The sequence below is a fragment of the Jannaschia sp. S6380 genome, assembly GCF_023015695.1.
GTDB lineage: Bacteria > Pseudomonadota > Alphaproteobacteria > Rhodobacterales > Rhodobacteraceae > Jannaschia.
This window is the reverse complement of the sequence record NZ_JALKAS010000002.1, coordinates 467813-485085: the sequence shown is the minus strand read 5'-3', so window position 1 is coordinate 485085 and position 17273 is coordinate 467813. Positions and strand designations below refer to the sequence as shown.

16 protein-coding genes are annotated in these 17273 nt (G+C 70.0%); 4 read left to right on the top strand and 12 right to left on the bottom strand.

What is annotated here, in order from left to right; genetic code table 11:
- Positions 1 to 45 precede the first annotated feature (45 nt).
- The 3 genes from MWU52_RS15395 to hisG are packed head-to-tail and all read left to right on the top strand — an operon-like array spanning position 46 to position 3448.
- A complete protein-coding gene (locus tag MWU52_RS15395; RefSeq protein ID WP_246953809.1) occupies positions 46 to 1680 on the top strand; it encodes a HisS family protein in 1635 nt (544 codons plus the stop codon).
- Entirely contained in the window at positions 1677 to 2768 is a 1092-nt protein-coding gene (locus MWU52_RS15390; protein WP_246953807.1) for an ATP phosphoribosyltransferase regulatory subunit, read from the top strand. The genes MWU52_RS15395 and MWU52_RS15390 overlap by 4 nt, the downstream gene beginning before the upstream one ends.
- On the top strand, positions 2765 to 3448 hold the full coding sequence (gene hisG / locus MWU52_RS15385; RefSeq protein ID WP_246953805.1) for an ATP phosphoribosyltransferase: 684 nt from the start codon (positions 2765 to 2767) through the stop codon (positions 3446 to 3448). The genes MWU52_RS15390 and hisG overlap by 4 nt, the downstream gene beginning before the upstream one ends.
- On the opposite strand, the gene MWU52_RS15380 is transcribed toward hisG, so the two are convergent.
- The 12 genes from MWU52_RS15380 to xdhA all read right to left on the bottom strand — a co-directional run bounded on the left by MWU52_RS15380 (position 3445) and on the right by xdhA (position 16664).
- Positions 3445 to 4098 (bottom strand): DUF938 domain-containing protein, encoded by a 654-nt coding sequence (locus MWU52_RS15380; RefSeq protein WP_246953803.1) that lies wholly within the window; start codon positions 4096 to 4098, stop codon positions 3445 to 3447. The two genes, hisG and MWU52_RS15380, sit on opposite strands and share 4 nt — an antisense overlap.
- Complete coding sequence (locus MWU52_RS15375; protein ID WP_246953802.1) at positions 4095 to 5159, bottom strand: FAD-dependent oxidoreductase; 1065 nt, start codon at positions 5157 to 5159, stop codon at positions 4095 to 4097. The genes MWU52_RS15380 and MWU52_RS15375 overlap by 4 nt, the downstream gene beginning before the upstream one ends.
- A gap of 69 nt (positions 5160 to 5228) precedes the next feature.
- Positions 5229 to 6161 (bottom strand): aldo/keto reductase, encoded by a 933-nt coding sequence (locus MWU52_RS15370; RefSeq protein WP_246953800.1) that lies wholly within the window; start codon positions 6159 to 6161, stop codon positions 5229 to 5231.
- A 120-nt stretch (positions 6162 to 6281) separates the two neighbouring features.
- Entirely contained in the window at positions 6282 to 7082 is an 801-nt protein-coding gene (locus tag MWU52_RS15365) for a nucleotidyltransferase domain-containing protein (protein WP_246953798.1), read from the bottom strand.
- 120 nt (positions 7083 to 7202) lie between these two features.
- The gene (locus MWU52_RS15360; protein WP_246953795.1) at positions 7203 to 8294 is read right to left on the bottom strand and encodes a BMP family ABC transporter substrate-binding protein; all 1092 of its coding nucleotides are present in this window, start codon (positions 8292 to 8294) and stop codon (positions 7203 to 7205) included.
- Between the two features lie 28 nt (positions 8295 to 8322).
- Positions 8323 to 9252 (bottom strand): ABC transporter permease, encoded by a 930-nt coding sequence (locus tag MWU52_RS15355; RefSeq protein ID WP_246953793.1) that lies wholly within the window; start codon positions 9250 to 9252, stop codon positions 8323 to 8325.
- A complete protein-coding gene (locus MWU52_RS15350; protein WP_246953792.1) occupies positions 9253 to 9531 on the bottom strand; it encodes a hypothetical protein in 279 nt (92 codons plus the stop codon).
- Complete coding sequence (locus MWU52_RS15345) at positions 9528 to 10610, bottom strand: ABC transporter permease (protein WP_246953791.1); 1083 nt, start codon at positions 10608 to 10610, stop codon at positions 9528 to 9530. Before MWU52_RS15345 ends, MWU52_RS15350 begins: the two co-directional genes overlap by 4 nt.
- A gap of 9 nt (positions 10611 to 10619) precedes the next feature.
- Complete coding sequence (locus MWU52_RS15340) at positions 10620 to 12134, bottom strand: ABC transporter ATP-binding protein (protein WP_246953790.1); 1515 nt, start codon at positions 12132 to 12134, stop codon at positions 10620 to 10622.
- A complete protein-coding gene (gene xdhC / locus MWU52_RS15335; protein WP_246953789.1) occupies positions 12131 to 12988 on the bottom strand; it encodes a xanthine dehydrogenase accessory protein XdhC in 858 nt (285 codons plus the stop codon). Before xdhC ends, MWU52_RS15340 begins: the two co-directional genes overlap by 4 nt.
- Positions 12985 to 15309, bottom strand: coding sequence for a xanthine dehydrogenase molybdopterin binding subunit (gene xdhB, locus MWU52_RS15330; protein ID WP_246953787.1), 2325 nt, complete (start codon positions 15307 to 15309; stop codon positions 12985 to 12987). Before xdhB ends, xdhC begins: the two co-directional genes overlap by 4 nt.
- Positions 15306 to 16664 carry a xanthine dehydrogenase small subunit gene (gene xdhA, locus MWU52_RS15325; protein WP_246953785.1) on the bottom strand — a complete coding sequence of 453 codons (1359 nt, stop codon included), beginning with the start codon at positions 16662 to 16664 and terminating at the stop codon, positions 15306 to 15308. The genes xdhB and xdhA overlap by 4 nt, the downstream gene beginning before the upstream one ends.
- 147 nt (positions 16665 to 16811) lie before the next feature.
- Here xdhA and MWU52_RS15320 point away from each other — a divergent pair, with 147 nt between their 5' ends.
- Positions 16812 to 17225 carry a hypothetical protein gene (locus MWU52_RS15320; protein ID WP_246953783.1) on the top strand — a complete coding sequence of 138 codons (414 nt, stop codon included), beginning with the start codon at positions 16812 to 16814 and terminating at the stop codon, positions 17223 to 17225.
- Positions 17226 to 17273 lie beyond the last annotated feature (48 nt).

Sequence of the window (17273 nt, the reverse complement as noted above, 5' to 3'; positions counted from 1 at the left end):
AAAGGCGCGGGACGTAATAGCGCGGGCGACGAAAGGACCGATCCGATGGCCAGGAAAGACAAGCCGCGGCGCCCCCAGGCGCAGACGCCCAAGGGCTTCCGCGACTATTTCGGGGCCGAGGTCACCGAACGCAAGGCGATGCTGGATGCGATTGCCGAGGTCTATCACCGGTACGGCTTCGACGCGCTCGAAAGTTCCGCCGTCGAAACGGTCGAAGCCCTGGGCAAGTTCCTGCCCGACGTGGACCGCCCGAACGAGGGCGTCTTCGCCTGGGACGAGGGCGAGCCGGGCAAGCCCGACTGGCTGGCGCTGCGCTACGACCTGACCGCGCCGCTGGCCCGCGTCTACGCCCAGCATCGCAACGATTTGCCGGCCCCCTATCGCCGCTATGCCATGGGCCCCGTCTGGCGCAACGAAAAGCCGGGTCCGGGACGGTTCCGGCAGTTCTATCAATGCGACGCGGACACGGTGGGGACGGCCAGCGTGGCGGCGGATGCGGAGATCTGCGCGATGCTCTGCGACACACTGGAGGCCGTGGGGATCGCGCGCGGCGAATATGTGGTGCGGGTGAACAACCGCAAGGTGCTGAACGGGGTGATGGAGGTCGCGGGCATCCTCGACCCGTCGGACCCGGAGAAGTTCGCGAAGGAGCGCGGGATCGTGCTGCGGGCAATCGACAAGCTGGATCGGTTGGGGGTCGAGGGGGTCCGGGCGCTGCTGGGTGAGGGGCGCCGGGATGAGAGTGGGGACATTACGGAGGGGGCGGGGCTCTCGGCGGCGCAGACAGACAAGATCATCTCTTTCGTGCTGGCAAGCGAGAGCGTCCACCAAGAACTGCATGAACGAGCGGAAGAGATTGAGCCGTTTTCGCAGAGAGGTGCGCAAACGCTCATTGCGGCGAGTATGAGTGGCTCCGACCCGTTCATCAGGAGTGGTAATTTCCTGAGTGCCGCTCGGGGTCCCTACAACAGGGCAATTATCGCATTTTTGGGCGAACTTGTAGAAAGTTCCAGTGAGGGGAAGGTCGGTGTGCAGGAACTCCGTGATATCGCCGCCCTCCTCGAAGCCCAGGGCTACGGCCCCGACCGGATCGTCATCGACCCCTCCGTCGTGCGCGGCCTCGGTTACTACACCGGCCCGGTCTTCGAGGCGGAGCTGACCTTCGAAATCCCCGACGAAAAGGGCCGTCCGCAACGCTTCGGCTCCGTCGCCGGGGGCGGGCGCTACGACGACCTCGTGACACGGTTCACCGGCCAGTCGGTGCCCGCCACCGGCGTCAGCATCGGCGTCGACCGCTTGCTGGCGGCATTGCGGGCCAAGGGCCGGCTGGGCGACACCGCCACCGGCCCCGTCATCGTCACCGTGATGGACCGCGACCGCATGTCAGACTACCAGACGATCTGTGCCGACCTGCGACGCGCCGGCATCCGGGCCGAGGTCTATCTGGGCAATCCCAGGAACTTCGGCAACCAACTCAAATACGCCGACCGGCGCGGTAGCCCCGCCGCCGTCATCCAGGGCTCCGACGAGGCGGCGCGGGGCGTCGTGCAGGTCAAGGACCTGATCCTCGGGGCCAAGCTGGCGCAGGATGCCACCGTCGAGGAGTGGAAGGAGAACCCCTCCCAGACCGAAGTGCGGATCGAGGACCTGCCCGCCTTCCTGCGGAACCTCATCGGATGATCACGCCGGCCGACAGGCAGCGCGCGGCCGATCTGCTGGAGGCGTTCCGCGCCGCGGGTGCCACGCTCGTCCAGCCGGAGATCCTGCAGCCCGCCGGCACGCTTCTCGACCTCTACGGCGAGGATATCCGCGCGCGCGCCTTCACCACCAACGACCCGATGGCCGGCGAGGTGATGCTGCGACCCGATTTCACCGTGCCCGTCGTTCAGGCGCATATGGCCAATGGTGCCGCGTCGGCCCGCTACTGCTACGCGGGCGAGGTGTTCCGCCGGCAGGAGGGCGACCCGGACCGGCCGCGCGAATACCTGCAGGTCGGATACGAGCTGTTCGGCGGCGAGGACCCCGCCGCCGCCGATGCCGAGGTGTTCGACCTGATCTCGCGCGCCTTGGCGCCCTGGTCCCCGGTGGCGGCGACGGGTGACCTGGGCATCCTGATCGCCGCGGTCGAGGGGCTGACGACCTCCGAGCGCCGGCGCGCTGCCTTGCGCCGCCATATCTGGCGTCCGGTGCGGTTCCGGCGGCTGATGGACAGGTTCGGCGGCACCGCCACCCCACTGGGCACGCGCACCGCGTTGCTATCGGCGATGGAAGGGCGCACGCCGGAGGACCTGATGGCTGCGGCCGGCACCGCCGTCGGAAAGCGCGGCGAAGGCGAGATCGCCGCGCGGATGCAGGGCCTGCGCGCCGATGCCGAGGAGCCGCCGATCGACCAGACCGAGGCCGAGGTGATCGAAACCCTGCTCGACCTCGACTGTCCGATGTCGGCGGCGATCGGACCGCTACGCGACATGGGCGTCGACTTGCCGAACCTGACGGCGGCCGCCGACCGGCTGGAAGCGCGGGCCGAGGCCCTGGCGCGGCGCGGACACGACCCCGACACCATGCCTTTCGCCCCGGCCCGCGGTCGGACGGCGATGGAATATTACGACGGTTTCGTCTTTACCCTCTCGGTGCCGGGCCGCGCGGACATCGCGCCGCTTGCGACGGGGGGCCGCTACGACGCGCTGACCGGCGTGCTGGGGGCAGGACGGGGCGTGCCTGCCGTGGGCGGGGTGATCCGTCCCGGTCTGCTGGGGGACATCGGATGATCCGCCTGGGCGTGCCGTCGAAGGGGCGGCTTATGGAAAAGACCTTCGACTGGTTCGGCCGCCACGGCCTGACCCTGCGACGGACGGGCAACGACCGCGAGTACGCGGGCGAGGTGGAGGGCGCGGACATCGCGCTCGTCCTGCTGTCGGCCGGAGAGATCCCGCGCGAACTGGCGGCGGGGCGCATCCATCTGGGCGTGACCGGCAGCGATCTGGTCCGCGAGAAGCTTGTTCGCTGGGATACGCTGGTGGAGCCCTTGGCGCGCATGGGCTTCGGTCATGCCGATCTGGTGCTGGCCGTGCCCAAGGTCTGGATCGACGTCGACACGCTGGACGACCTGGACGCAGCAGCGGCGCAGTTCCGTGCGATCCACGGCCACCGCCTGCGCATCGCCACGAAGTATCACCGCCTGGTCCGCGACTTCCTGCGCGATCACGGGGTCGCCGACTACGCGCTTGTCGACAGCCAGGGCGCGACCGAGGGAACGGTCGTCAACGAGACCGCCGAGGCCATTGCCGACATCACTTCGACCGGCGAGACGTTGCGGGCCAATCACCTCAAGACCCTGCAGGACGGGCTGATCCATGCCAGCCAGGCGACGCTGTTCCGCTCGCTCGCCGCGGACTGGGACGATGCGGCGCGGGCCGAACTGGCCGGGCTGTCGGCCAAGCTGGGCTAGAGCGCCGACCCGGCGTCCTTCTGCGCCAGGATCATCAGGTTGTTGGCCGGCATCTCGACCATCTCGACCGCGCAGCCGAGCACCGTCAGCACCGTCTCGATCATGGCCGCGTCCTTCAGCCCGATGGCCTCGTCCTGCGCCCGCAGATCCGCATCGAAGGCCCGGTCGCCGGGGCTGGACAGGATGCCGTCCCGCCGGAAGGGCCCGTAGATCGCCAAGAGGCCGCCCGGCGACATGGCGCGATGCGCCTCGTCCAGCAGGATCGCCAATTCCCCGTCCGAGATCAGATGCAGCAGGTTGACGACGAGGACCGCATCGGCCCCGGCCTCCACCGCCCATCCGGCCTGCCCGGCATCGATGTCGCCCGCCGGCATCACGTTGGGCAGCCCCCGGCAATGCGCGTCGATCGAGGCGCGCCGCGTCGGGTCGGGATCGGTGGGATGGAACGACAGGTCGGGCCGGTGCGCGGCCAGGGCGGCAATATGCTGGCCGGTGCCCGAGGCCAGTTCCAGCACGTCGCCCCGGCGGGGCAGGCGCGGCAGCAGGACGTCCAGGATCGGCCCGAGATTGCGCGCGGCCGGGGCGGCGATCAGGCGGCCGTCGCCATCCGCCTCGACCCGGGTGCCGGTCGTGATGACGCGACGGATCAACCGAAACGTCCGGGGTCGAGCGCGGCCACCGTCGCCGGGTCGAGCATCGGCGCGCGGCGCGCGACCAGGTCCGCCAGCAGGGCCGACGCGGCCGGGGCGGTCTGGAACCCGTAGCCCCCCTGCCCCGCGCACCACCAGAACCCTTCGACCGCGCCACGGCCGATCGCCAGGCAGCGGTCGGGCGTGAAGGTCCGCAAGCCGGCCCAGGTCGAGATCGGGCGCGTCACCGGCTCGGTCACCGCCTGCTGATACCGCTCCAGCCCCTCGGCCAGTGTCATGTCGTCGGCGAAGGCATCCGTCGGGTCGGTCGGTGCCTCCTCGGCCGGAGAGACGATGAGCGCGCCGGCATCGGGCTTGGCGTACCAGCTTTCACCCGCGCCCAGCATCATCGGCCAGGCCGAGACGTCGTGTCCGCCGGGCGCGCGCAATCGCGCGATCGATCGTCGCATCGGCGTCAGGCCCAGCGGCGGGATGCCGGCCAGTTCGGCCACCGCATCTGCCCAGGGACCCGCGGCATCGACGATATGGCGGGCGGTCACCTCCGCGGACCCGGCGCGCACCGACCAGCCGCCGGGGATGTGCGAAATGGCGTCGACGCGCCGCGACGTCCGCGCGGCACCGCCCTCGCGGATCGCACGCAGCCCGGCCTGGATCATCGCGTCGGTGTCCAGGTCGAACGCCTCCCGCTCCAGCGCGACGCGGGCGACCGTCGGGGCGAGGATGGGCACCATCGACCGGGCCGTGTTGGCCGAGAGTTCGTCCAGCCCCATCGCGGCCAGGTCACGCTCGAAGATCGCGTCCTCGCCGGCTAGGCCGATCAACAACAGCCCGCGCGGGGACATCCACCCCCCGGCCTCGTGCGCCGGGCGCGAGGCACGGTTCAGGGCCACAACCGGCGCCAGGCCATAGCTCTGGTCGAAAAGCGCGGCCGACCGGCCCGACGCGTGGTAGGCGAAGGCGTCCTCCGCCTCCCACAGCTCCACCGATCCCAGCGCGGCAAGCGCCGCCCCGGCCGCGATTCCGGCGATTCCGCCACCGACGATGAGAAAGTCCCGATCCACGACGGGCACAGTGTCACAGCCGGGCCCGGACCCTCAAGCGGGACGATGGCGGCCGGCGACCGGCGGCGCTCAGGCCTCCTCCAGCCGGTCGGTGGCGGGCGGCGGATCGAGCGAGAGCGCGGACAGGCGGGCGCGCAACTCGTCGTCCATCGGCAACGTGGCGGCGGCGAGCGAGGGGGCGAGCTGGTCGGCGTGGCGGGCGCTGACGATGGGCGCTGTGACGTCCGGGTGCGCGGCCACCCAGGCCACCGCCAGCGTGGCCGGGTGATGGCCCATCTCGCCGGCGAGGTCGGCCAGGCCCGCGGCGGCGCGGTGCATCCAGTCGGGGCCGTAGCGCGCGGCATAGCGCGCGTCGGTGGAGAGGCGGCCGGTGCCACCGGCGGCGTATTTCCCCGACAAAAGCCCGCCGCCCAGCGGCGAATAGGGGGCGACCGCGATCCCTTCGGATGCGGCCATCGGCAGGATCTCGACCTCGGCCTGGCGCTTCACGAGGTTGTACATCGGCTGGATCATGTCGATGCGCACCCCCATGCCGGCGGCGACCGCCTGCGCCTTCACGACCTGCCAGGCGGCGAAGTTGCTGACGGCGATATGGCGGATCGCGCCTGTGCGATGCAGCTCGGCCAGGGTTTCGATACTCTCCTCCAGCGGGGTCTCGGCGTCCCATCTGTGCAGGTAGAAGACGTCGATCACGTCGGTGCCCAACCTGCGCCGGCTGTCATCGAGGCTCGTTAATATGTTGCGGCGACCCGCGCCGCCGGCATAGGCGGCCTTGGTGGCGATCACGAGGCTGTCGCGCTCGCCCGCGGCAAACCGGCCCAAAAGCGTCTCGGAGGCGCCGTCGGTATAGACGTGAGCGGTGTCGAAAAAGGTCACCCCCGCCGCACGGCAGGCGTCGTACATGGCGCGACTGGCGGCCTCGTCGGCGGTGCCGCCGAACTGCATGCAGCCGAAGCAGAGCGCGGAGATCGGGGTGCCGTCGGGGGCGGTGAGATGGGTCATGGCCCGACCGTGGCAGGGTCGGCGGCATGTGGCAACTTGGGCGTCGCCCCGACCTGCGGCCGGGACTGACCGGACAAGGGATGTCCGGGGTTTCCGCGCCCGCCGATCCTGTGTGGGCCGTCAGGCATAGGGGCGTTCGATGCCGATGGCCTCCCCAAGCATGGCCCAGGTCGCGACTTCGAAGCGTTCGGGCCAGTCGATGCCTCGTTCGGCGGCGAGGCGCCGCGCCCGGGGCAGGTAGGCGCGGGCATAGGCGAGGTGGGCCGCGACGATCGCTTCGCGTTCGGGACGCAGCGGGGGCAGACCCGTCACCAGGGATTTCTGTTCCGCGCTCAGCAGGCGGTTCAGATGCAGGGCCCCGCCGCGATCGGGCGCGGCCGTCTCCTCGATCAGGAGGTCGACGAGCAGGGCGCGCAGGTGAAACAGGCCGGTGACGCCGTTGATGTACTCCTCGCGGCCCATGACGAGGTGGAGAAGGCCAAGGATGCGGATGAACTCCTCGAACTGGTACCGCAGCCGCGCGGGCGGGGTCCGCTGCGGCAACGCGCTTTCGGGCAGGTCGGCATGGATGCCGTCATGGTCGAAGACCGGCGCGAGGTCGGACCGGACATGCGCGCCCATCCGACCGGGCTCCTGCACGATCAGATCGATGCGTGTCCAGTCCTCCGTGATCGCGTTGATGAGGACGGGCCGGACCGTCCGGTCGCGCCAGAGGACGATCTCGCCCGTCCGCCCGACCGCATCGCGCCAAAGCGACGCGATCTCGTCCGTTGCCCCGTTCGCCGAGACGAGGACGAAATCGATGTCGCTATAGGCATCCGCCCGCCCGTTGCCGTGACTGCCGCCGAGAAAGAGCGCGCGGATGACGGGCTTGTCGGCGAGGACCGCGGCGATGATGTCGATGACGTCCGTGGCTTCCATGATGCGCCCTTACGGATCGCCGGACCTTTGCGGGAAGCGGCTTGGCGGACCCCATCCCAGTGTTCCAGATACGAAACGCCCGGCGCGGGGCCGGGCGTTCGGGCGACCGCTTGCGTGCGATCAGTTCGGGATCTCACCCTCGATCCCCTCGACGTAGAAGTCCATGCCGAGCAGTTCGCCATCCTCGGCGACCTCGCCCTCCTCCAGCCAGGCGGAGCCGTCCTGCTTGCTAATGGGGCCGGTGAACGGATGGTAGTCGCCCGACTTGATGTCGGCGATCATCTGCTCGGCCTCGGCCTTCACTTCGGCGGGCACCGCGTCGGTGATCTCGCCGATGACGACCTCGCCCTCGGCCATGCCGCCCCAAGACGCCTGCTGTTCCCAGGTGCCGTCGATCACCGCCTGCACCCGGTCGATGTAGTAGGGCGACCATTCATCGATGATCGACGCGACCCGCGGGGTCGGCTTGAACTGCGCCATGTCCGAGGCCTGGCCGAAGGTGAAGACCCGTCCACCATTCTCGTTCGCCTCCTGCGCGGCAGCCTGCGGCGCGGTGGAATCGGTGTGCTGCAGGATGATGTCGACGCCCTGGTCGATCATCGCGCGCGCGGCATCGGCCTCCTTGGCGGGGTCGAACCAGGTATAGGCCCAGGTCACGACCATCTCGACATCCGGGTTCACCTTGCTGGCATGCAGATAGGTCGAGTTGATGCCCTGGATCACTTCGGGGATCGGGAAGGACGCGATATAGCCGATCTTGTTCGTCTCCGTCAGGTGCCCGGCAATCGTACCCAGCACGGCACGGCCTTCGTAGAAGCGGGCGTCATAGGTCGACACGTTGGGATGTTCGCGCTTGAAGCCGGTGGCGTGCTCGAACTTCACGTCCGGGAACTTGGCCGCGACGGCGTTGGTCGGATCCATGTAGCCGAAGGACGTCGTGAAGATGATGTCCGCCCCGCCCAGTGCCATCTGGGTGATCGCGCGCTCGGCATCGGCGCCCTCGGGGACCGATTCCTGGAACACGGTCTCGACCTTGTCGCCGAAATGCTCCTCGACGGCGAGGCGACCCTGATCGTGCTGATAGGTCCAGCCGCCATCGCCGATCGGGCCGACATAGATGAAGCCGACCTTGACGGGGTCATGCCCGTCGGCGGCGACCGGAACGGCCAGGCCGAGCGACAGGACGCCGGCCAGCAATGTGGTGAATTTCATGTGGTTCTCCCCTGTGGTGACCCGCCCCTCAGGTGGAGGCGTGGAACGGTTTGGCCAGATCGGCGGGCGCGTCGCCGCCGCGTCCGGCGCGGATGGATATGAGCACGAGCACGAGGATCGTGACAAGGTAGGGCGCCGCCGACAGAAGCTCCACCGGAACCCGTGCGCCGGCCGTCTGCAGGTTGAGCTGCAACACGGTAATGCCGCCGAAAAGATAGGCACCGATCAGAACGCGCCCCGCCCGCCAGGATGCGAAGACGACGATGGCGAGCGCGATCCATCCGGCGCCGGCGGTCATCCCCTCGGTCCATTGCGGCACGCGCACGAGCGAAAGATAGGCACCGCCCAGCCCCGCGCAGGCGCCGCCGAAGGCGATCGCCGCCATCCGCACCCGCCGCACGTGGTAGCCCAGCGCGTGGGCGGCGTCGTGGCTCTCACCCACCGCGCGCAGGATCAGACCCGCGCGAGTGTAGCGCAGGAAGGCCCAGACCGCCGCGACCAGGGCGAGCGACAGATAGACGATGGGATCGTGCCCGAAGAGCACGCGACCGACGAAGGGCAGGTCCGACAGCCATCCCATGTCGACCCGGCCGAGGCTGTTGGCCTTGATCCCCACATAACCCTGTCCCAGCAGCGCCGAGAGCCCCAGCCCGAACAGCGTCAGCGCCAGCCCCGTCGCCACCTGGTTCGACAGCAGTATCTGCGTCAGGAACCCGAACAGGAGCGCCATCAGCGCGCCGCCCAGGGCCGCCATCAGGAAGCCGAACCAGGGCGACCCGGTCTCGACCGCCGCGATGAAGCCGAAGACGGCGCCCATGATCATCATCCCCTCGACGCCCAGGTTCAGGACGCCCGATTTCTCGACCACCATCTCGCCCAGCGCGGCCAGCAGGATCGGTGTCGCGGCCACCATCAGCGACGCGATGAGGAGGGTGGGGGAGATGGCGGACAGGTCCATTCAGACACCCGATTTCGAAAGAAGGATGACGAGAACGCCGAGCAGCCCGAGAGTTGCCCCGGTGCACATGGGGCCGAGCCAGTATCGTCCCGTGGCGATATCGAGGGTCCAGCCGATCGCGAGACCTGCGAGCGCGGCGCACAGCACGAACGGCAGATGGACGGCCAGGACCACGAGGAGGAGCGGAAACAGGATCAGGGCCGCACCGGCAAACAGTGCCGTCGTGATCCCGACGGCGACCCGACGCCGCGTCATTCCGTTGGCGGTCGCGCCGGTCATGCCATCCCCCTTCGCCCGATCCGCACGCGGAAGTTCGTCAGCACGTCCACCGCCAGCAGGAAAAACAAGAGCATCCCCTGGAACGCGCTGATCGCGGCGATGGGCAGGCCCAGATTGGCCGACGCCGCCTCGCCGCCGACATAGGTCAGCGCCATCAGGAGGCCGGCGGCGACGATGCCGAGCGGATTGAGCCGTCCGAGGAAGGCCACGATGATCGCCGTAAAGCCGTATCCGCTGGCGAAGTCGATGCTGATCTGGCCGGCCGGACCGGTCACCTCGAAGAGGCCCGCAAGGCCCGCGAGCGCGCCCGACAGGCCAAGGCAGAAGATCACCAGCCGCGCGGGCGCGACGCCCGCGAAGCGCGCCGCGCGGGGGGCCGCGCCGGTCAGGCGGATCTGGAAGCCCATCAGGTGCCGCGTCAGCAGGACATGCGCGAAGATCACCGCGATCACGGCGGCGACCACCCCCCAGTGCATGCCCGTGCCCGCGATCAGTTCAGGATTCGCGGATGCCGCCCATTGCGACAGGTTGCGCGATCCGGGAAAGCCCACGGCGTCGGGATTGCGCAGCCAGCCCACGGCGGCCGAGGCCAGCAGGTTCTCGGCCACGTAGACCAGCATCAGCGACACCAGGATCTCGTTCGTGCCCAGCGTCACCCGCAGCACCGCCGGGATCATCGCCCAGAGGAACCCGCCCAGCGCGCCGCAGACCACCATCAGCGGAAAGATCAGCCACGTTTCCGACGGATAGAACGCCAGCCCCGCCGCCGCCCCCGCGATGGCGCCGACGATGTACTGCCCCTCGGCCCCGATGTTCCAGATGCCGGCCCGGAAGCCCAGCGCCAGCCCCACCGCGATCAGGATCAGCGGCGCGGCCTTCACCAGAAGCTGGCCGCGGAAATACCACGCGAACTCGCCCAGGATCGGATCCCAGAAGATCGTGCGGATCGCCTCGAACGGGTCCTTGCCCAGTGCCGCGAACATCAGACCGCCCGCCACCATGGTCAACGCCACGGCCAGCAGCGGCGATGCGGCGGCCCAATGGCGGGACGGCGTCGGGCGGCGCTCCAGCGCGATCATGTCCGATCCTCAGACATGGGCGGCCTCCATCCCGTGGGCCCCGCCCAGCATCAGGCCGATCCGCTCCATCGTCAGGTCCGCGGTCGCGACCGCTTCGCCCAGGCGGCCCTCGTTCAGGGCGGCGAAGCGGTCCGATATCTCCAGAAGTTCGTCGAGGTCTTGGCTGATGACGATCACGCCCGCCCCTCCGGCGGCAAGATCCAGCAGCGCCTGCCGGATCGCCCCGGCGGCGGCGGCGTCCACACCCCAGGTCGGCTGGTTGACGACCAGCACGCCGGGGTCCTGCAGGACCTCGCGCCCGATGACGAATTTCTGCAGGTTGCCGCCCGACAGCGCGCGCGCCGCCACATGGGCGCCGGGCGTGCGCACGTCGAAGCGGTCGATGATGCGGTCGGCGAAGCCCCTTGCGCGCGACCAGTCGAGGAAACCGCGCCGCAGCATCTGCTGCCGCGCCGCGCCGGTCAGCGCGGCGTTCTCGGTCAGGGTCATGTCGGGGGCGGCGGCATGACCCAGCCGTTCCTCGGGTGCGGTCAGCAGGCCCGCGCGGCGGCGGGCCGTGGGACGCAGACGCGAGACGTCCCGCCCCGATAGCGAGACGGTCCCCGGCCGGGAGACGGCCTCGCCCGAAAGCGCGGCCAACAGCTCGTCCTGGCCGTTGCCGGCAACGCCGCCGATGCCCAGCACCTCGCCCGCGCGAAGCCGAAGCGACACGTTGCGCAGGGGGGTCCCGAATTGCGACGCGGGCGGCAGCGACAGGCCCGAAACCTCCAGCACGGTGTCGCCGGCGGCATGGGCGCGGGCCTTGGGCGCGGTCAGCTTGGCGCCGACCATCCGTTCGGCCAGTTCCGCCGCCGAGGCGGCGCGCGGGTCGCATTCACCGACCACGCGCCCACCGCGCAGGATCGTCGCCGCGTCGCAGAGCGCGCGGATCTCCTCCAGCTTGTGCGAGATATAGAGGATCGAGGTCCCCTCGGCGGCCAGCTTGCGCAGGGTCGCGAACAGGATCTCGACCTCCTGCGGGGTCAGGACGCTGGTCGGCTCGTCCATGATCAGAAGGCGCGGATCCTGAAGAAGGCAGCGCACGATTTCCACCCGCTGGCGCTCCCCCGCCGAAAGGTCACCGACCCGGCGCCCGGGGTCGAGCGGCAGGCCGTAGGCCTCGGACACCTCGCGGATGCGGCGGCTCAGGTCGCGCAGACGCGGCGGATCCTCCATGCCGAGCGCAACATTCTCGGCCACGGACAGCGCCTCGAACAGGCTGAAATGCTGGAACACCATGGCGACGCCCGCCGCCCGCGCCGCGCGCGGCTCCTCGGGCGCATAGGGCGCCCCATTCAGGCGCATGGTGCCCGCGTCGGGCCGGACCAGACCGTAGATCGTCTTGACCAGCGTCGATTTGCCGGCCCCGTTCTCGCCCAACAGGGCATGGACGCCGCCGCGCGCCACCGAGAAGGACACCGCGTCGTTCGCGACCACGCCTGGATAGGCCTTGGTCAGACCTTCAAGCTCGAGCAAGGCGCTCATGGGCGGGACGAAAAGCGGTTTTGCATCTGCGGCGACAGTAGCCACGACGCGACGCCGACGGCAATGGCCTGCGGGTGCTTGCCCAGGGCCGGGTCGCCGATCGGGCAGGTGATCTGGTCGATCGCGGTGGCGTCATGACCCAGCGCGGCCAGCCGCGACCGGAACCGCGCCCATTTGGTCGCGGACCCGATCAGGCCGCAGCAGCCGAAACCCCGCGTCAGGGCAGCATGGCAGAGGGCCAGATCGATGGAATGGCTGTAAGTCAGGATCAGGTGTTCCGCATGAAGCGGGGCGTGGCGCATCGCCTGCGGCATGTCGGCACTGGCTAGAAGCGTGGCGCCCGCCCATGCATCGGGCAGCCGCGCAGGCTCGTCCACCATGGTGACGGTGAAATCCGGCAGCGGCTCCAGCACACCGGCCAGCGCGCGTCCGACATGTCCCGCGCCCCAGATCCAGACGGCCCGCCCCGGTCGGGCGACCTCCTCGCGGATCCGACCGTCCTGCGCGAACGGCCCCTCCGCCCCTTCGATCCACCGGACCCAGGGAAGGCCCGGCACCGCGTCCAGCCGCTCGATCGCCAGTGTCACGGCGCCGCCGCAACACTGGCCCAGCGACGGCCCCAGCGACATCCGCTCCACGCGCGGCGCGCCGGCTTCCAGCACCGCGCGCGCCAGCGCCAGCGCGCGCCATTCCAGCGCGCCACCGCCAATGGTGCCGTCGAAGCCGTCCGCCCAGACCAGCATCTCGGTGCCCGCTTCGCGCGGCGCCGATCCCCGCGCCTCTATCACGACGACGCGCGCCACCGCGCCATGCGCGTCGAGCGCCCGTTCCAGCCGCGCGACGTCGAGGCTCATGAGGCGGCGCGCACCGTGGTCAGCACCCGTTCCGCCGTCGCCGGCGCGTCGAGGTCGGGATAGGCCGTGCCACAGGCCGCGACCGCGTCCGACAGGGCCAGGAAGACGCTGATCCCGTGCATCAAGGGCGGCTCGCCCACCGCCTTGGAGCGATAGATCGTGTCCTCCCGGTTCTCACCCTCCCAGAGCGCGACCTCGAACACCTCCGGCATGTCGGACGCGCAGGGAATCTTGTAGGTCGACGGCGCATGCGTCCGCAGACGACCCTTGCCGTCCCAGACCAGCTCCTCGGTCGTCAGCCAGCCCGCGCCCTGTGCGAACCCGCCCTCGATCTGGCCGATGTCGAGCGCGGGGTTCAGCGAGGCGCCGGCGTCGTGCAGGATATCGGTACGCAGGATACGGTTCTCGCCCGTCAGCGTGTCGATGACCACCTCGGAACAGGCGGCACCATAGGCGAAGTAGTAGAACGGCCGCCCCTGTCCTGCCTCACGATCCCAGCTGATCTCGGGCGTGGCGTAGAAGCCGGTCGCCGAAAGCGGGACACGGGCGGCATAGGCCATCGCGGCGGCTCGCTCGAACGGGTACTCGGCGCCGCCGACGCGGACCATGTCGTCCGCGAAGACGACGGCATCGGCGGGCGCCTGGTGTTCGGCGGCGAGATGCGCGGCGATCCGGGTGCGTAACGTGTCGCAGGCGGCGCGGACGGCCATCCCGTTCAGGTCCGCCCCCGAACTGGCCGCCGTGGCCGAGGTGTTGGGCACCTTGCCCGTATCGGTCGCCGTCACCTTGACCCGCGCGATGTCGCAACCGAAGCGGTCCGCTGCGACCTGGCGCACTTTGGAATGCAGGCCCTGCCCCATCTCGGTGCCGCCATGGTTCAGGTGGATCGATCCGTCGGCATAGACATGCACCAGCGCGCCCGCCTGGTTCAAATGCGTCAGCGTGAAGGAGATGCCGAACTTGACCGGTGTCAGCGCGATCCCGCGCTTAAGCACGTCGTTGGCGGCATTCCATTCGGCCACCCGCGCCCGCCGCGCGTCGTAGTCGCAGCTTTCGGCCAGGCGTTCGGTCAACGCGTTGAGGCAGAAGTCCGTCACCGCCTGCCCGTAATGCGTCCGCCCGTTCCTCTGGCCGGAAATACCTCGGGGCGCGCGAGGGGCTGGCCCCTCGCCCCCGTCCGCATCGGCATAGAAGTTGCGCCGCCGCACGTCCAGCGGATCGCGCCCGACGGCATGGGCGACGTGGTCCATCACCCGCTCGATCCCCAGCATCCCCTGCGGCCCGCCGAAACCGCGGAAGGCGGTCGCGGACTGGGTGTTGGTTCGCAGCCGCCAGCTTTCGATCGACATGGCGGGGATGTCGTAGGCGTTGTCGGCATGCAGCATCGCCCGGTCGGCCACCGGCAGGGACAGGTCCTGCGACCAGCCGCAGCGCGTCCAGTGGCGGAAGCGCACCGCCAGCACGCGCCCGTCGTCGTCATGCCCGACCTCATAAGCGATGCGGAAGTCGTGGCGCTTGCCGGTCACGACGAAATCGTCGTCGCGATCGTAGCGCATCCGACAGGCCCTCCCGGTGTGCCGCGCGGCGACGGCGCAGGCGACGGCGAGGTGGTTGCCCTGGCTTTCCTTGCCGCCGAACCCCCCGCCCATGCGGCGCACCTCGGACCGGACGGCATGCATCGGCACGCCCAGTGCGTCGGCCACCTTGTGCTGGATCTCCGTCGGGTGCTGGGTGGAGGTCAGGACGTGCATCTCGCCCGCCTCTGACGGGATCGCCAGCGCGGCCTGCCCTTCGAGGTAGAAATGCTCCTGCCCGCCGATCTCGATCTGGCCCGACAGGCGGCAGGGCGCACCATCCAGCGCGGCGACGACATCGCCATCCGTCCAGACGCGGGGGCCACCGTCGAACCAGCTCTCGGCGGCCAACGCATCTTCGATGGTCAGGATGGCCGGCGCATCGGTCACGCGTGCCTCGTGCAGGCGGGCAGCGCGGCGGGCGTTCAGGTGGCTGTCGGCCACGACCAGATAGAGCGGCTGGCCCGCATAGTGGATGTCGCCCGTGCACAGCAATGGCTCATCCCCCAGCGAGGGCGAGCAATCGGGGACCGGGTCCAGATCGTCGGCGGTCAGCACCGCGACGACGCCGGGCGCGGCGCGGACAGCGTCGAGCGCCAGCCCGTCGAGCGTGCCGCGGGCCGTCTCGGCCAGGCCGAAGGCCAGATGCAGGCAGCCGGCGGGGGCGGGGATGTCGTCGGTATAGCGCGCGGTGCCGGTGACGTGCAGGCGCGCGGATTCGTGCGGCAGGGGTTTGGCGACGCTCATGGGCGGACCTCCAGCACCGATGGGCTGTCGTGGCTCAGGCGCCGCAGCATCCCCTGCGCCGCCGCCAGGCGATATCCGGCCGAGGCGCGCATGTCCGAGAGCGGGGTGAAATCCTCCGCCAGCGCGGCCGCCGCGCGGGCCAGCGCGTCCGGGTCGAGGGGGTGCCCATCCAGCGCGGCCTCGGCCGCCGTCGCGCGCCTGGGAACGCCGGCCATGCCGCCGAATGCGAGGCGCGGGCGACGGATGATGCAGTCGGAGACGGGCAGGTTGAACGCCCCGCACACCGCCGAGATGTCCTGATCGAAGCGTTTGGACAGCTTGTGGCAGGTCAGGCTGTCGATCTGACGCGGGATGGTGATCCGTTCCACGAACTCGCCCGGTCGCCGGTCCTGCCGGCCGTAGTCGAGGAAGAACGCCTCCAGCGGCATCGACCGCCGGTCGTCGCCGCGCCGCAGATGCAGAACCGCGCCCAACGCGATGAGCGGGGGCGGGCTGTCGCCGATCGGTGAGCCGTTGGCGATGTTGCCGCCGATCGTGGCCGCGTTGCGGACCTGCACGCTGCCGTAGCGGCGCAGTAGTTCGGCGAAGGAGGGGTGCAGAGGGGCAATGGCGTGGCGCAAGGTCTCCATGTCGCACATGGCGCCGATCTCGACCGCGTCGTCGGTTGCGGCAACGCCCCGCAGGTCGTCGCATCCGGCGAGGAACGCCACCTGGCCCAGCGGGCGGAACTGCTTCGTCACCCAGAGACCGACATCCGTGGCCCCCGCGATCAGCGTGGCGTCGGGGTGATCGAGATACCAGTCCGCGAGCTCGTCAGCCGAGCGCGGGTAGAAGGCCCCGTCCCCCCGGATCGCGGCCGGGGACGCGACGTCGCGCATGTGGTCCGGGACCGGCTGTCGGGCCGCATCGCGCGCGGCCGACAGGATCGGGGCATAGCCGGTACAGCGGCACAGGTTGCCCGCGACCTGGTCGGCATGATCGGTCGCTCCGCGCGCATGGGCGGCGGCCAGCGTGGTCACGAAGCCCGGCGTGCAGAAGCCGCATTGCGACCCGTGCCGATCGACCATTGCCTGCTGGACGGGGTGCAGCGCGCCGTCGGGGCCCGTCACCCCTTCGACCGTGCGCACGGCGCGACCGGCGAGTTGCGGCAGGAACAGGATGCAGGCGTTGAAGGCCCGGGCCACGCCGTCGGCGCCGGTGACGATCACCGAGCAAGCGCCGCAATCGCCCTCGTTGCAGCCCTCCTTGGTGCCGGTCAGGCCGCGATCCTCGCGCAGCCAGTCCAGCAGCGTCCGGGTCGGGTCGTCGGTCGTGGCGACCGCGTCCTCGCCGTTCAGGCGAAAGGGGATCTCCATTTCGGTCATCCGCCGCGTTACCGGGTTTCGGTCTGCCGCGCGCCTTCGATGCGGCGTAGAAGGCGCGGAACGCAGGAAACCCGGCCTCACCGTAATTTGCAAGGCCGGCGGGTTGATCGCGCCCCTTCCCCGTGGTCAGCCTTGCCGATGGCAATCGCGAAGCTGGTCCACGACGTGACCGAACATCTTCGGGTCTATCTTCTGTCGGGCACGCTGGTCGCGGTCGGCATCGACGTGGCCACCAATGTCACCGGGTCGATGGGCGGCGGCATGTCGGGGGCGATGGCCGCGGTCCCGATGCAGATGGACAAGCTGTCGATCGCCACGCCGTTCGCCCTACTGGTCCAGGGGATCGGCCTGACTATCCTGGCGATCGGCGCGGCGCTTTACGCGGGCAACATGTGGTGTGGCTATGCGGCGCTGCGCAACCTGCGGTTCCGGTTCCGGGAGCGGGGGCCCGTGCTCATGGCCTGCGGCTGGAGCCTGGCCTTCCTCTATGTCCTGGCCAGCGTCATGATCGGGATCGCGGTGAACGCCGTCTATCTGGCCCTGGTGAACTGACGCGCGGTCCGGACCCCGCATCCGGTCTTTCGGCACCGGGCGGCGGGG